This is a genomic window from Paraburkholderia sp. WS6, from assembly GCF_030464835.1.
GTDB classification, from domain to species: domain Bacteria; phylum Pseudomonadota; class Gammaproteobacteria; order Burkholderiales; family Burkholderiaceae; genus Paraburkholderia; species Paraburkholderia madseniana.
On the sequence record NZ_JALQCK010000011.1, the window covers coordinates 180,640 to 194,925 of the forward strand.

16 protein-coding genes are annotated in these 14,286 nt (G+C 59.1%); 2 read left to right on the forward strand and 14 right to left on the reverse strand.

Annotated features, from left to right (window positions below; genetic code table 11):
* Positions 1-348 precede the first annotated feature (348 nt).
* The 6 genes from M0D64_RS16175 to M0D64_RS16200 all read right to left on the reverse strand — a co-directional run bounded on the left by M0D64_RS16175 (position 349) and on the right by M0D64_RS16200 (position 6,345).
* Positions 349-831, reverse strand: coding sequence for a hypothetical protein (locus M0D64_RS16175; protein ID WP_266258447.1), 483 nt, complete (start codon positions 829-831; stop codon positions 349-351).
* Between the two features lie 66 nt (positions 832-897).
* Entirely contained in the window at positions 898-1,521 is a 624-nt protein-coding gene (locus tag M0D64_RS16180) for a hypothetical protein (protein ID WP_266258448.1), read from the reverse strand.
* A 12-nt stretch (positions 1,522-1,533) separates the two neighbouring features.
* A complete protein-coding gene (locus M0D64_RS16185; protein ID WP_266258449.1) occupies positions 1,534-3,357 on the reverse strand; it encodes a DUF4403 family protein in 1,824 nt (607 codons plus the stop codon).
* Between the two features lie 765 nt (positions 3,358-4,122).
* Positions 4,123-4,812 (reverse strand): hypothetical protein, encoded by a 690-nt coding sequence (locus tag M0D64_RS16190; RefSeq protein WP_266258450.1) that lies wholly within the window; start codon positions 4,810-4,812, stop codon positions 4,123-4,125.
* Between the two features lie 61 nt (positions 4,813-4,873).
* Positions 4,874-5,371: a hypothetical protein gene (locus tag M0D64_RS16195; protein ID WP_266258451.1), complete on the reverse strand. Its 498-nt coding sequence runs from the start codon at positions 5,369-5,371 to the stop codon at positions 4,874-4,876.
* 65 nt (positions 5,372-5,436) lie between these two features.
* Complete coding sequence (locus M0D64_RS16200) at positions 5,437-6,345, reverse strand: DUF6602 domain-containing protein (RefSeq protein ID WP_266258452.1); 909 nt, start codon at positions 6,343-6,345, stop codon at positions 5,437-5,439.
* 302 nt (positions 6,346-6,647) lie between these two features.
* Between M0D64_RS16200 and M0D64_RS16205 the strand changes: the two genes are divergently transcribed.
* Entirely contained in the window at positions 6,648-7,529 is an 882-nt protein-coding gene (locus tag M0D64_RS16205; RefSeq protein ID WP_266258453.1) for a nucleotide-binding protein, read from the forward strand.
* A gap of 541 nt (positions 7,530-8,070) precedes the next feature.
* Here the strand turns inward: M0D64_RS16205 and M0D64_RS44890 are convergent.
* From M0D64_RS44890 to M0D64_RS16225, 5 genes are all read right to left on the reverse strand, one after another.
* Positions 8,071-8,376 (reverse strand): DUF3800 domain-containing protein, encoded by a 306-nt coding sequence (locus M0D64_RS44890; protein ID WP_367619656.1) that lies wholly within the window; start codon positions 8,374-8,376, stop codon positions 8,071-8,073.
* Positions 8,373-9,107: a hypothetical protein gene (locus tag M0D64_RS16210; protein WP_266258454.1), complete on the reverse strand. Its 735-nt coding sequence runs from the start codon at positions 9,105-9,107 to the stop codon at positions 8,373-8,375. The genes M0D64_RS44890 and M0D64_RS16210 overlap by 4 nt, the downstream gene beginning before the upstream one ends.
* 80 nt (positions 9,108-9,187) lie before the next feature.
* A complete protein-coding gene (locus M0D64_RS16215; RefSeq protein WP_266258455.1) occupies positions 9,188-9,379 on the reverse strand; it encodes a hypothetical protein in 192 nt (63 codons plus the stop codon).
* A 196-nt stretch (positions 9,380-9,575) separates the two neighbouring features.
* Positions 9,576-11,462 (reverse strand): cell wall anchor protein, encoded by a 1,887-nt coding sequence (locus tag M0D64_RS16220; protein WP_266258456.1) that lies wholly within the window; start codon positions 11,460-11,462, stop codon positions 9,576-9,578.
* Positions 11,463-11,714: 252 nt separating this feature from the next.
* The gene (locus M0D64_RS16225) at positions 11,715-12,320 is read right to left on the reverse strand and encodes a hypothetical protein (protein WP_266258457.1); all 606 of its coding nucleotides are present in this window, start codon (positions 12,318-12,320) and stop codon (positions 11,715-11,717) included.
* 271 nt (positions 12,321-12,591) lie between these two features.
* Here M0D64_RS16225 and M0D64_RS16230 point away from each other — a divergent pair, with 271 nt between their 5' ends.
* Positions 12,592-12,915 carry a helix-turn-helix domain-containing protein gene (locus M0D64_RS16230; RefSeq protein WP_266258494.1) on the forward strand — a complete coding sequence of 108 codons (324 nt, stop codon included), beginning with the start codon at positions 12,592-12,594 and terminating at the stop codon, positions 12,913-12,915.
* Here M0D64_RS16230 and M0D64_RS16235 read toward each other — a convergent pair whose 3' ends face one another.
* The 3 genes from M0D64_RS16235 to M0D64_RS16245 all read right to left on the reverse strand — a co-directional run bounded on the left by M0D64_RS16235 (position 12,916) and on the right by M0D64_RS16245 (position 14,219).
* A complete protein-coding gene (locus M0D64_RS16235) occupies positions 12,916-13,545 on the reverse strand; it encodes a hypothetical protein (RefSeq protein WP_266258459.1) in 630 nt (209 codons plus the stop codon).
* A gap of 1 nt (position 13,546) precedes the next feature.
* Entirely contained in the window at positions 13,547-13,846 is a 300-nt protein-coding gene (locus M0D64_RS16240; RefSeq protein ID WP_266258495.1) for a hypothetical protein, read from the reverse strand.
* A gap of 115 nt (positions 13,847-13,961) precedes the next feature.
* A complete protein-coding gene (locus M0D64_RS16245) occupies positions 13,962-14,219 on the reverse strand; it encodes a hypothetical protein (protein WP_266258461.1) in 258 nt (85 codons plus the stop codon).
* Between the last annotated feature and the right edge of the window lie 67 nt (positions 14,220-14,286).

Consider the following 14,286-nt stretch of genomic DNA (forward strand, 5'->3'; position numbering starts at 1 on the left):
CTGCCTGCTGTGCCTGTCTCAAGTTTCTTCGAATTCCGCCGTATACGGTCATTAGCAAAGGGTTTGCTGATGATGGTCCGTGGCTCGGCGATGCCGGCCACGTCAACGCAATCAAGCGTTACGGTTTAATTTCTGGGAGATGGGAAATGTCGGTAAAGGAAAACGACGCTGTCGTTGAAACTGCGGGCGCGGTGGTTGGCGGCGTCGGCGGCGCAGCCGCTGGTGTGGGTGGTGCAGTTGCCGCCGTGTCCGCTGCAGGTACCGCGGGCTTGAGCGCTGCGGGAATTACCTCAGGCCTCGCGGCAATCGGTGGTGTGGTTGGCGGCGGTATGACCGCAGGTATTGTGATCACCGCTGCCGCTCCTGTTGTTGTAGCTGCGGCGCTGGGTTATGGTGGATATCGACTCGCAAAGTGGTATCGCTCGAAGTAACGGCGGCTTTCGAGGAGAGAGCGGAGCGAATCCGAACGTTGATTGTCCCAAAGACCGGCCAGGGGGGGCCTCCCGTAGGCCCAATGTCTTCGACGGAGTCGCTGCGCACCCAATGCCCCTTAATTTTGCGCATGACAAAAACATCTACCTTGTCGAGATAGAGCGTCACGCTCTTGTCGGCCAGTGACAAGGCAGCTTCCAGTAACGCGATTGTCTGCTGGCGGATGTCGGCCGGCATATCTTCGATCAGCTGTTTGGTTTCAGGGTCCAGTCCGGCGGTGACTTTTACATCTGCGTTGAGTCCCAATCCGGGGTTCAGGTCGAGCGCATCGGCTGGAGCCCCAACACACAAACTACCCGCTATCGAATGACGACACATATCGTGCTGGGAGAATGGCACATGTCCCGGCTCCTTCGGTGTTGTTTGAGCGTTGCTCTCTTTGCATCGGTCCGCCCAAAGTGCGGTTCATCTGGTTGCCGGGGACCGAAAGACGGCAATCAGGAACCACGCTAACGCGACAACGAACAGCAGCCACATCGCGGTAATCCCGATCGCCTCCCAGAAAGGCCAGTAAGTCGCCTTGCCTTGATAGATGAACTCGTCTGCCTTGGACGCCATGCCAAACGGTACGTATGCGAAGTGCTGCCAGTTCACTCCCGCCGTGATATAGCCTGCAGCGCCGCATCCCGTGCCGCCTGTCTGCGCATGACGGCAGAACTGCCCACCGAGATACTTGATGTACAGGCTGACCAGCGCGATCGCCGGGAACGCTACAAATGCGCCGAGTTGCGCTGCGTGCAGAAAGGCGCTGTCCGGATCGCCCAGCTTGAAAGGAACGGGTAGCCGCTGTTTGAGGGATTTGCTGTCCGACCGGCGGGCGTATCCAGCGCCTATCCAGAGAAGCACGCTCAATACCGCGAGTCCGATAGGCGTTGCAACGAGTGCGATCGCGTAGTGGTCGAAGCCCTCGAATTTGATGCCGGGCAGATTGAACGGCCACCCTTGCGCGCCGGCGACTGCATTGAAGAGAAAGTAGAAAAGCGCCAAGCCAACGGTCAGCCAGACCGTGCTGGCGGTGCCCTGCTTCATGGCCGCGCTCCGTTAAAGCGAGAGAGTGAGTCGAGCCTGTCCGTCGACGATGAGGTCAAAGTTCAGGGCGTCCCCCTGCACCCAGACATTTCCGAGTCTGGCCGCCGTGGTGGTTCCGCTCAGCTGTCCGTTGCCCACCGGAAACGTAAAGGAGGCGAACTGCTTCGCTACCTTGTTCAGCCGGTCGTCGACTTTGAACACCAGTTTCTTTGCGATGGCCTCCGTCGCCTTCGACTGGAGTACCGCAGCGGCATGGTCCGCGAGCCAGTTGCGGCTCTCGACCGTGAAATCGAAGTTCTCGATGACGATGGAGCCTGCCGCCGGATCGTAGACAGGCTTGCCGCTCAGGTACAGCGTCCCGGACGGGTCGAAAACGCTCTTGCTGTTGATGCCGACGGCGAACACGAGCAGATCGTTGCTTTGATACACGTTGATGTTGGCAATCTCGAAGCCCGCCTTGGCAAGCTTGTCACCCGCCTCCTGGCGCGCAGCGCTCAAGGCGAGACTTGCCATTTTAGACAGCGACAGCACGCCGCGAGGTCGCAGGTGAACGGCCGTTGCAGGTGTACCGAGCGTGACCGGAATCGTGCCTGCGGCCGGCAAGGTGGGTTTCGCGCCGTAGTCGACGCTCAGGTTCGCGTCCATTGATGCGGTCAGCGAAAGCGATTGCGACCCGTTGATCACCTGACCTTGTATCTGGGAGAGTGCCACGTGTTTAGGCTCAACTGCGAGCCAGGCGTCGGTGACGATCGGATAGACACCCTGTACCTTCGCCACCTCCTTCGACAGGTTATCGTTGAGTGGAAAGCCGGACGCCTTTTTTGTGACGGCGTCGTTCAATGCAGACAGGAGCGCCTTTTGCACGGCGACCTTCACGAGCCGCGTTGCAGCGGCAGAGTCCAGACTGGTGAAGCTCCACGCGTCGACGAGCTGCACGGCGTCTGGAATGCACAGCTTTTTGACGTCCAGGTCGAGCGCCGATGCGTCTGCCTGGGCTCCGATCACGCCGTCCGTTTGCACCATCGATACGTTGATTACGGTGGCAGCGTCGATGTTGGACGTGCAGGTTAGCGCACCTTTGACGGTTATGCTCCCGACCAGCAGGTTCTGTTGGATATCCACGGACACGGGCGCGCTCAGGCTTGCTGTGGCCTTTAGTTGGGATCCGTTGACCTCCATGGTGAGCGAATTAAGGTTTACGGAGTAGTTAAGGCGTACGGTTGTATCAAAGACCTTGGGCGTGAGCTGCTCGATCGTTGTATAAGCAATGTGGCTGACTTCTGCCTGCGCGGCCGTGCATTGTTTGACCTGTTCGATGATCATCTTCGTCTGGTTCTGGAATACATCGCGAACGCAGTTTCCCCACTTCCAAGGGCTGAGCGCGCAGCTGACTGTCTCTGTGCCCACTTTGACCGACACCGTAATCGGCTTTGCGACATCTACCACGGCACACGAGGCCTCCTTCGCTGCAACGTCGACGACCTTGTTTGGCTGCTGAAAGATTGTTTTGTCGTCGGCCAAGAGCCTAGCGTTCAGATCTGGCGACGTCCCCTGCACGAGCGGCGTGGCCTCAAGGTTCGCCACAAATTTATCGCGCAAGGCGCCGACGTTCAGGATGAGTGGGACCGTCACCGTTGACGTCAGGACAGGCGTCGGCGGCGTTGATGAGACCTTCTGCGGCGGGGCCGAGACGTCAAACTTACATCCAGCGGTGAAAAGCATGCAGCCGCTTGCGACAACATCCGCAAGCACAACGTAACATACGCGTCGCTTGATGCGAGCGGGCGCGTTGCGCGATGTCGAGACAGCGGCAGGCTTTTCGTAAGCGTTAGTCATTTGTAGCCTCGCGCGAGGATCGACGATTCAATCATAGGCGATGGGCACCCTGAAATCGGGATCGAAGAATGGCGCTGCCAAGCACTTTTAACGTGAGCGTTGCCTACCACACATAGCCGGGTAGTAGTGGCCACTTATCCAGTTGCCCCATCATGACGATTCGCTCCCGTCGGTTGATGCCTTCCAGGATACTCAACATTCCGCATCTACAACGACTTTTTCAAACAGAATCGGCCGTTTGCTGCTCCACGCGGGACGACACATGCCGACCCACGAGGACGGTCAGCCTTTCAAACAACGACATCCCTGGATAGATGCAGGCTGGGCGTCCTCGTGACGTTGGTGTTGATGATGTGAAAAGCGATGGCGTTGATCAGTCTCTTGGCGTAGAGCAAGCAGATGATGGAGATGCCGTAGCGCAGCCCTGTAAGCGCTGCAGGAGTCTCTGCAAGCTGCTTGCGTAAGTCGGGCGTGCCCTATCCCTTCCCGATTGAAGCAAGCCTGTCAGCAGCTTGAAATCGGGTGCGATGGCAAAAAAAGAGCCAAACACCCGGCTCTTCTCGCTTGCGCAAGACGTGTCAATGATTGCGAGCGTCGAACGCTTGCATCAACTTCTTGTCGGAATCGCACGCTTTCACGGGCTTGAGTTTGCAGCTCGTGGCGCGGGCGAATGTATGCGTTACCGGACTGGTCGTGCCGGTGACGCATCCGCATTGTTCGCCCCGATTGGTTCTCATGCCGTATCCGCATGAGACCCGGAAACTATTAGAGGGCGCGAATCGCATTGATCACGCCTGCGCCGAGCGCACGCGAGTTGAGAGGTTTCCCGCTGCCGTTCTGTAACGAAACGCCCAGTTTCGCGGCAAGTTCTCGCAGGGCGGGCTTGGCCGGCAACTGGAGCACGCCATCTTGCTCTACCTCGATCGTGCCGGTATCGCGGCGACGGATGACATGCGTACCATAAGTCACTTCATCAGCCACGCCACTGGTGGCGTCGTACTGAATCATGTCGGCGCGCGGCATGTGACTGAGGATGGCGTCAACGGCGAGCAAGGTACGCGGCCCCCACTGGTTCGAGAGCGCATAAGTCTTGCCGTCTACATGAAACAGCTCGTCATCGGCCGTAAAGTAGCGTGTTTGTTCGCCTCCGATTGCGTTCTCGAAGCCGGTTTCGTCGAGATCCCCATCGGCGGACAGAAAGAGATTCCCCCTCCACGGCACAGAGCTCTCGATAGCGCTTACCGGCACGCCTTGCTTGAATGCCTCACCGACGATGGCATGAATGAGCCGGCGCTTTGGAAGATTTGGATACGCGTCATCGCCGATCGTCAAATCGTAGCGGGTCAGATCTCGTTCTGACTCCCGTGCGGCTTCCTGCTCGAGCGATTTTTCCCGAACAGCAACCTGATACTGCTCTGCTTCCGGGAGAGGTATGACCTGCTGTATGTCGAGCAATACTCGGTCGGCAACCTGGTGCGGTCGCATCTGCACGCAGCGAATGTCTAGCCGTTGTTTGTTAAGCCACAGGACGGGTAGTCGTCAGCTCGGTCGAAAAGTCGGCTGATGCTAGGATAATGCGCACCTTATCTGACAAGGCGACGTTGCCCTCTTCCACACCCAAGAACTCTCGGATCACCTGCTCCGCATCTTCGTCCGACCCGATCGACTGGAGATATTTTCTGTGCGCTGCAACAGCTTGCTCGAATCGCATCGTCGAGATCATTGCCGCGTATCGCAGCGCCTGCAGCTCCATGTGGCCATCGTTGTCACGCTTGAGCTCTACAACTACGAGCTGGGCCTGATCGTCAAGGCACAGCAGGTCAATGCGCCTGTTCGCCCCGACCCAGTCTCCGAACTCTTCCGCAAGCACCATCGTTTTGACGTTTGGCGTAATCGCGGCTATGTGCGCACGGATGGCTTTCTGGATGTTCTGACGCTCGAGTATCCCGAGCTGCGTGAACGTCTGAGGCCTGATTTCTTTGAGGCTTTCGCCGGTCATCTCGTACAGCGCCATCAAATTGCCCCTTGTAAACTGTGGCTGCCCACCACGCTTATGATCTCTGTCCGCCACCGCGGCTACTACTTGAGTAAGTCTTTCGCGAGATCGGCGCCGGGCTCGATCCAGGTGACCAGTCCTCCAAGGCCCGGCCCGCCCCAGGTGTAAAAGCGATCGGCATAGCTGACTGCACGCGGCGTGTAGCGCTCCGCCTCCTCCAATACGAACGTGAAAAACGCCAGCAGCAGTCCGTTCGTGGCGGGTGATACAAAGTAGTCGAGTGTGTATTCGGGCTGATCTTGGTAGAAGTCTCGCCGCTCTTGCTCAAGTTCGGGCTCTCGATTGTCCCCCGCCCATACCTCGTCGACCGATACCCCCCAATGCAGCGCGTAGGCTTTGCCCACCGACTGCGAGCTGATCAGCAGTGAAAAGTGAGAATCGAGCACAAACAGCGCATCAGGCTGGCACGCGACCTCTGCCGCGTAGCGAGTTAAGAAGATGTCAGGCGAGCGCCAGTCGTTGAACGTGTCGCCGCCACCGAGACTGTAGGCAAACACAGCTCGGAACGCCCGATGCGGTAATTGAATTTCGGCTGCCTGCAGGTGTTCATCGAACTCGGCGAGTTTGGCGCAGGCAAGCCTGAGCTTATCCGTGGTCAGCTTGGACTTCACCTCGATAACGCCGACGACGGCTTCGATCGGCACCAGCAGTCGAGGATCGCCGGAGCTGTCCATGGCCCAGGTGGGACAGTTCAGCGCGTCATAGACGATTACGTCGAACTCGAGCGATGCACGGTCCGCCTGGATCACATGCCCGCGGGCCACACCGAATTTGCGCGGCAGCCGGTCGCGCAAGAATGCACGAACGTCGGCCTCGCGCGGCAAGCCCTTATGGTCGGGACGCGCGCTCGCATCGCTGAGCTGAAACGCGGCCCACATGGTCGATGCGGTGGCCTGCAGCAATTTCCGGACATCGACGGGTGGCTTTGGCATGGGAATCCTCATTCGGTGTTCGGCGCTCGTCGAGAAACATCTTGATCGATCGTCCTGTCCCGGTTTTGGGGAACGCAAAGGCGGTAACGAGCGAAAGCGCCATAGCCCTACAGTTGTGCCTCGTGGGACAAATCTCAGTTTGCCCCACCGCCGTCCGTCACCCCCTGAGAGGCTAGACGACAGGCCGAGAGGTCGACGGGCTGCGGAGTGATCAGTCCCGCAACGAGACGCAAGTCTGGCCGACTGCGGTTCGAATATACTAAGTGGACTAAGACTTTTTGTCTCCTTCACTTGAGAGCATTATGAAACCAAGGGTGTTTATCGGCTCATCAACCGAGGGTAAAGCGGTAGCCAATGCGATAGATGCGAACCTTCAAGGCGTCGCCGAGCCGGTGGTCTGGACACGGGGTGTGTTCGGCTTATCTGGAACGACAGTCAACGATCTAATGGAGCAGGTCCGCAACGCGGACTTCGGGATCTTCGTATTTTCCCAGGATGACACCGCTGAGATTCGCGGCAAGCTGCTCGATGTGCCTCGGGACAATGTCGTCTATGAGTTGGGACTGTTCAGCGGCGCGTTGGGGCCGGACCGGTGTTTCTTCCTTACCCCCGAAGACGTTAGTATGCATCTGCCAACCGACCTCCTAGGGATGACAGGTGGTCGTTACAACGCGAACCGGCGCGACCAAAATATCAAGGCGGCGGTGAATCCGTTCTGCGCCGAAGTGGAAGAAAAGATCCACAAGCATTGGTATCGATTTCGCGAAAAGCACAATTTATTGCGAGACATGGCGACCAAGTATGAGTGCTGCGAATGGATTTCCGACCAAGAAACGCGCGTGTCGACCAAAAGGGAAGTTTTCTCGGACATGGAGCGCTACTTCCGCAATCGCAGAATCAATAAGCGAACACTAGCCGATTTCAGGCGAACTGGATTCTACGTTGCCGTTGCGGCGGCAATTGCGGTCAATCCCGAATCACGCGATGCGCAGGTGCTCCTAAGCATGGACACTGCTCTCGTGACTAGGGGCATCACGCAGGCAGCAATGCTGAGTGCCATGAACAGATTGAACGACTCTGGCGTGCTCGCCGCAACCGAGAAAAGCGACCTGCTCTCGTGGGTGTCTAAGTTCCCTCGGCCTGATCCCTCATTGCAAAGTGAGATCGATAGGTTCCGAGCGTGATATAGGTCGGGCGGCGACACTTTGTCGATGGAAAGGAGCGCGGCGGCACCGCGACCGGCCACAGGCTTAATAGCCTCGGTGAAATCGTTACTACCGCTGCAGCAGAGCTAGGTATCTAGTTACGCCTTTGATCGTGAGCATGGTGATTATCGGTGTTTGTTGACGTAGTTGCCGTTTCGCTTCAAGTATCTATCATGCCGTCGGCCATCGACGATGTCTGTTCGTAGCGCTACGAAGTTCTCTTGTCATCAACGAAAAAAAGAAGGCTCCGCGGTGGTTGGCGGAGCCTTACATGACGCCTATCAGGTTGAGCCTTCAATGCCCGCTGTTGATCAGGGTCAGCGAGCGATTTGCTAGCCGTTGTCTGTCTTCGTCATCGGGATGGTACCGGTGTAGTCCTAGGTCATGCCGTCCGTCAGCTGATTGACAACACTCTTGTGGCGGAAGAAGTCGCTGAGCACATTGTTCGGTAGGTTGGGACAGGTGTGTTGCACTTTGTTCAGGAAGACGTCCGGTGCGCGGCTCTGGTTAAGCGCCACGATCAGCGGTATCGTTTGTTTGTGCTCGTCCTGGTAGTCCTGATCGCTGGCTTCGATTTCATTGAGTTTGTCGAAGTACTGTTGACACTGTCGCCGGGGGCATTCTGGTGGGCATTTGCATACGCCTGAGTGTGTGCGAACCGATGCCGGACCTTTAGCTCGCTGACCAGGAGGGCAAGACGTTCTTCGTCTTCAACGCCAACGCAAGCCAGCGAGAAATACGGTTGGTCAAGAAAATCGTATGTGTTGCCGGTCTTGACGAGATCGCCACTGTGACCGCTTTCATCGACGTAAAACGAAACGGTCATTTTGGTCCCGCTTCCGCTTCGGGAGCCGACTCCGGCTCCGGCCGGGAAATGTAGGAAGCGAGACTTAGCAATACCAGGCTGAGTGTTGCAATGACTTGAGGAAAGATCAGCAGCGAACGGAATCCGTGATCTTCGGGCAAGCCGTAACCAACGTTGGTCAGCGTACCGACACACAGTGAAAGCGTCAAAGCCTTAAGGGGCGTCGCATACTTAGGAAAGCAGAGCAAGTAGACGGGAATCGCGAGCAGGAACAGTTCACAGTAGCTGCGAAGGGCCAGTCCTAGCCGTGCATGTTTGTCGAGTCCGCTTTTGTTCTCTGTTGGCGTAAGCACATCTCTTCCAAAGGCGTAGGCAATCTCGGTCGTCCGCGAGATGTAACGCAGTGCGGCAAGATCAGCAATGAGTGACCAGGCCAATGCTCCGCGTGTTGAAAGCATAGCGAGCAGGCTTATGCTAGCGATCAGGGCGCTGACCACCAGATTCAACAGATTGCTTTTCGTGATCAGGATACGCCGGGCTGACGTAGATTGCGGCTTGGGGAGTGGTCGGGTGCGATTTGCTAGGCAGCGCGAGAGCCAGAACCCAGGACTTACGATGATTGCCCATTCACCTCCGGGTATCCATTCTGGACGAAAACCAGCGGGCTCCATCTTACCCGGGTAGCTGGCGCGTCTCACCACATATTCCAGTAGCCAGTAGATAGCGAGCGCGAGAGGCAGAACGTTGATCATCGGTAAGCTAGGATTGTTGGGCGATGCTGCAAGTATTGGTTTGAGTGACGAACCGCGTCCGTTGAGCAGGCCTGCTCTCCTCAGAGAATCCGTAGATGCCGGATCTTCCCGATCTGGGGGGAGCGCTTCAGGATCAGGTCAGTGATGTACTCGGACAGCAATGCGCGCGGTACATTGGCCGGTATGTCGTCGACGAGCTGCGACGGGACGTGGACGATGAACTCGTCCGGTTTGTTCTTCAAGCTATGTTCATAGCTAACGCGGTAATCCATAACTACCCCAGACCAGGGAACGATTCCCTCCGCGCTGGATTCTATCAGCGGGTCACGAGGACGCTTCGCCAGGCGACCTGCCTGAACTGCGGACCGTCAGAGCAGACAAAAAAAGAAGCCCGTGAGCGATCACGGGCTTCCTGACTCACGGGACCATCACCGACCTGCCTGGACAGGGCGCGGTCCGGCCTACCGGTTAGTTGTTGTACTGCCAGGTATTGCTGTAATACTCGCCGTCAGCCTGCCAGCCGAGCTGCACTTGAACGGCCGATTCCACTGCTGCATTGGGCGCTGCCGTCAGTTGATCGACGTAACGGGACACGGTAGACGACCAGGTCGTCCCGCTGACCGTCGGTGTCGCCCAATTCATGACGTCATAAGGCTGAGCCTGATATGTTTCGACACCGCTCGTGTACGTGCCGGCACCCTGTGAATCGAGGGAAACCCACGAGTTCGGATAGATTCCAGATACTGACGGCACTGTCCAGTCGATCGTCGCTTTCGTTGAGGCACCCTGTCCTGAGCTGGCCGTTGTCGTACCCGATCCTCCCGGCGTCAGCAGGTTGGCGATTACATCGCTGCCCAGCGTCTGCCATGCGATGGTCGTGCCGGCTGCTGCATTAAGGTTCGGCGCGATGTTGAGCACGGTTTGCGGCGTGCCGATCTGGTTGCCTGTGTAGTCGAAAAGGGTAACGGTGTAAGCGCCGTACTGCTGGATACCCGACACGTTCGCAGTAGCCGAAGCGTAATCCGGGGTAGTCGGCGTGAACGAACTGCTTCCGCCGGCGAGCGATGCCCAGGACCACTTGTACTGCGTGCTCATGCCGACATCCGGCCACGACGGGGAACTTGTGGACTGAAGGACCGGCGGCACGGCGACAGACTTCAGCGGGAACATCAGATACGGCCCGAAGCCCGCATTACCGCCCAGCATGTATATGCCGCTGGCCGGCAAGCCAGCACCTTGCACGAGAGCGGAGCCGACGCTGGTCGATGTGCTGTTGACGGTTACGCTCGTCGGAATCTGTATGTCCAGCCCCGACTCATAGCGTCCATTGCCGGCATCGGTGCTATCGGTGAATTGCATGCGGCCTAGGAACGACGCGATATAGATGTTGTATTGCTCCTGGTTGCCGATGATGTCCCAGCTACCGTTGGGTAGTTGCTGCACGATTTCGCTCGCGAAGTCCGGTGTGCCGTTCGGGTCGGTGACAAGGAAGTACACGAGCGCGGCTGGATTACTGACGGCCGGGAGGGTGCCCGCAGGCAGGAATGCAACGGTCTTCACGCCCTGCAACGTCGTGCCCTTCGTGAACAGCGTATGGCGTTTGGCAAAGCCCGCGACACCCGTACCTTTACCGTCGTTCAGGTAGTTCGCGTCGATGGCGGACGAACAGGCCGAGCTGGTCGCATTCGCATTGGCCTGCATCGCTGTCATGCACTGGCCGAGTTGCGTGAGCAGGCTAGCCAGGTAGTTCGCCGGTTGCGACGGGTTCCTGAGCGCAGTCGAGACCGTGGTTTTCTGGTTCAACTGGATCGCGGTGTTCGGATCAGCGAGGCTCGCGATCTGCACACCCGTTCCGCTGGTCGAGGGCGTCACGGCGACGGAATCGATCACGGCATCCGCACCCGTCTGGTTCGGCGTGAAGGTTCCACCGAGTGGATCGAACGATGTAGCGGACAGGCCGTTCGCGGCCAGGATCGGCGCGAGCGCGGTGTCGAGAGTAGTCACGGCCGCTTTCACGGCCGATGTCGTGACGGCAGACAGCCCGCTGGTTTGCGTCAGCGTGAGCGGGTTGCCGCTGGCAGTCAGCAGCGCCGCCACCGCCGTCGTGAGTGGCGTCACATTGGCCGTCACCGGCGCACTGTTGCTGGTCGACGTAGTAGCGACGACCGAATACAGGGTGCCGGACGCGCCTGACGGATCGGTGGCGGTAATCACAAATGGCGCCGTCAGACCGCTGATCGAAACGTTGTAGGTGCCGTTGGTGCCGGAGGTCGCACTAGCGGTCTTGCCCGTGGCATCGAGCACAGTGACCGGCGCCCCTGTGAGTGGATTGCCGATCGCTACCGTGCCGCTCATGGAGCTTGCAGCGGTGGTAGTCGGGCTACTGCTTGAGCTGGACGAGCCTGGAGCCGGTCCACTGCTGCCCCCACCGCCGCAGGCAGCCAAAACGGTGGCCATCGAAGCGCACAGCACGAGCCTTGCGATTCGCGTATCGCATTTATTCTTCATTCCTTGGTTTCCCTTTACGTGTGATTGCCGTCGCGTGGACGGCTTCGTTGATCGCCTGCTGCGGGAAGGCAGCAGGCGATGTGATGGGATGCCGGCCGGCTATCGCGCGGCCTGCCATCCGTTGTCGGTCTTCGCCATCGAAATCGTCTCGGTGAAGCTGCGCGTGGCGCCCGTGTCCGTGTACTCCCGGAGCGTCGCGTTCTGATCCTCGAAAGAACGGACAAACTGGCGCTGGACATCCGGACATTCCTGGAAGACCTTCTGGTAGAAGCCTGGGATCGTCAGGTAGTGAGACATGTCGGTCTGGACGGTGCCAATCTCCGTTGCTTCGTCGTTCAGGATCTTCTGACCGGCATCCGGATCGTTGGGGACAGCGCTCAGCTTTTCGTTGTAGGAAGCTTGCAGCGCGCGGATCTTCTGGTTGTCTTCAGCGATGTGCCTGATCTGATCCTTCTGGTCATCGGTCGGCTCGAGCTTCATCGAGTACGACACTTCAACGCGATAACTGGTCGGGTCATCGCCCGGAATGCCGTTGGTCTTGCTGAAGTCCGTGAGTGAGAGGTACGGACAGCCGGCAATGCGTGACTCAAGAACGGCCTTCGCGTCGCTCGCGGATGGCGCACTATGGCCACATGCGGCAAGCGCGGCGGCTATGGCGACGCCCAGGGCGACGCGTACGATTCCCGTGTTGCGGTTGGTCTTCATGGATTCATTTCCTCTGGATGAGAAGGCCGGATGAGCCATTGGCGGCCGGCTGGGCAGACCCGTGGGTCCGTCCTGGCGCACCGCTTCGGGCGTCCGGCTATTTGCGATTTGTAGTGTTTACTCGACAAGGCCGGCTGCAATGCCCGACTCAAGCCACATGGCCACCTGCCTGTATATCGGATTGGAATACAAAAACTGAATAGTAAACACTACAACACGTGAAGTGTTTACAGCGTCGTTAATCAGTCTTCAGACAGGCATCCTGCCCAGCATGACTGCCCAGCGCTCCCCCTCCGCCCGTCCAGCCCCGATCTCGATCGCGCTCGGCAAGCGCATCAAGCAATGCCGGCATGCAGTCGAGAAATCGCAGGAAACGCTGGCTTTCGAGGCGCACGTGGATCGGACCTATATTTCTGCTATCGAACGCGGCATCGCCAATCCGTCCGTCGAGACGCTGGCCAACCTCTGCTATTCGCTGAACGTGACGCTGGCCGAGCTGTTCGAGCCGCTGGGCGGCGTGTCGCTCAAGCCAACCGGCGAGCGCCGCGCGAACGCGGCGACGCCGCCTGAAATCAAACGCAGCCGGCTTCGGTAGCTACGACCCGGCTTTCAGCAGGCGGATTGACACGGCGCCATCAACCGCTACCCGATGCTTTGCCGTGGCGGTGACATACGCAATACGCCTGTCCCTACCAAATTCCAGCCGCGCGTTGCACGCAGCAAGCCCTGGTTCCATTCCGGCCGGATCGAGTATCAGCAGCGCGTGCGGCGAAAAGGCGCGCTGGCGCCGCAGTCCCTCGACGCCGATCGCGAGTGAGGCGCGTCGCTGCACCGGGTGCAGGCTTCGCCAGCCGACGATGACCGGCGCGCCTCTGGACAGCTCCTGTTCGCAGAACCGTAGGACGGTCGTCTGGCCAGCCCTTGCCGCAACCGGCCGCACGCCGAGGTTCAGTTCCCAGACGAAGCTCGCCAGTTCCGTCAGCGTGAGGCCGTGCAGGTAGTGCGGCCATGCCCGATCCCAAAAGCTGGCTTCCGGACCGGCATCGCTGCGACGGATGTCGACCGGGTCGTCGAGTCTGCCGAGCAGCGCAAGCGCCATCGCGACGCAGTGCAGGGCACCGCAGCAGTCCCAGTGGCTCTGCCGGCTAAAGAGCGGCGTGCCGGATCCGGCAACCGCCAGTTGCTGGCCGGGTTGCAGCCCCGGATGAAATTTCTGGATCAGCATGTCAGTAGTCGCCGGGCAAGAGAAACGTTGTGGCGGAGCGGTCCCACTCAGTAATGACCCAGACCGTCTGCTGGTTGGGCAGCACGTAGCTCGACAGGATGCGCAGCCCTGCGTCGACCGACAGTTCGTTCTGCTGGCGGTCGGACTCGGAGAGATCGCCAAAATCGCCCCGGATGTGGCGAATCAGCAGATCGATGATCAGGACCTGCGCGTCGGCGATGGCTTCCAGCGCGGCGGGCGTGGCGAAGATCCGGCCGGGCCTGAAGCGCGGGCCGGCGTGGTGAGTTGAAGGCAGATTCATGATGATGATCTCCGGAATATGGGCGAACACCGGCCTCCGGTCGAGCCGGAAGCATGCGGGTGAAGTGCCTGCGAGCCGACGGCAAGCGTCAGCGCGCAGGCAGGCGGGTGAAGCGTTACGGCTTGTCGTGAAATGCCGGCCGTACGGGTCGTCCGAGCGCAGCGAGCAGCATTGCGGCGTTGGCGTGCAGTGCCGGCACGATGTCCGCTGCACCCGGCATCGATGCGAGCGAACGCACCAGTTCGCGCTTGCGGTACTGCTCGTAGCACAGGGTGGCGGCGATGCTGATCGCTGTGACGCCTGCCACGACACCGATCCCTGTCAGCAAGGGGCCAGGGCACGGCGGGCGATAAATGAAACAGGTTTTGTGCATGGATATCTCCAGATAAAGGACGAGCGCGTGCCTCCAGGCAGAACTGGACGTGCGACGTGTGAGGGGA